1 pseudogene is annotated in these 554 nt (G+C 81.6%); it reads right to left on the bottom strand.

The window, feature by feature from the left end:
- Window positions 1-554: pseudogene (locus KBX39_RS32615) on the bottom strand (hypothetical protein); the annotation flags it as partial.

Here is a 554-nt window from a genome sequence, read left to right as displayed (position 1 = left end):
GGCCGGAAGCGGTGGCGAGCAGGCGGTCGGCGGCCTCGCGTACCCCCTGGTGGTTCCCGCCGAGCCGGGCCAGGCTCAGCTCCACGGCGGCGGCCAGCCGGCGGAACCGGTCGCGGCGCGGCGCGGGCAGGTCGTCGGCGTGGGCCAGCGCCCGCCGCAGCTGCCCGTCGGCGGCGGCCGGATCACCGGCGTACGCCCGCTCGGCGGCGGCGGCCAGCGCCAGCTCGGGATCCTGGCGGACCTGGTGCGCCGGCGGCTCCGGCGGGGCCGGCGCGGCGGCCAGCGACTCCAGTTGCTCCGGCCGGGGCGGGCCGTCCGGCACCGGTGGCGGTGGTCCCTCGTCCGGGTCGTCGACCGCGGCCGTCCGCAGGGCCGCCGCCAGGTAGCCCCAGAGCCGCCGTGCCGTGTCGCCCTCACCCACCGTCACCCAGGCCGGCGCCGGGCCGTCCCGCTCCGCCCGCGCCCAGGTGGACAACACGGCCGTCTTGCCCCAGCCGGCCGGCGCGAGCAGGAGCGTCACCGGCCCGCTCGCGCCCCGCTCCACCCGCTCCACC

It is taken from the genome of Micromonospora sp. D75, assembly GCF_018070405.1.
In the GTDB taxonomy this organism is placed as follows: Bacteria; Actinomycetota; Actinomycetes; order Mycobacteriales; family Micromonosporaceae; genus Micromonospora; species Micromonospora chalcea.
Note: the sequence above shows the minus strand (reverse complement) of the source record. Positions and strands in the feature narration are given on the sequence as shown.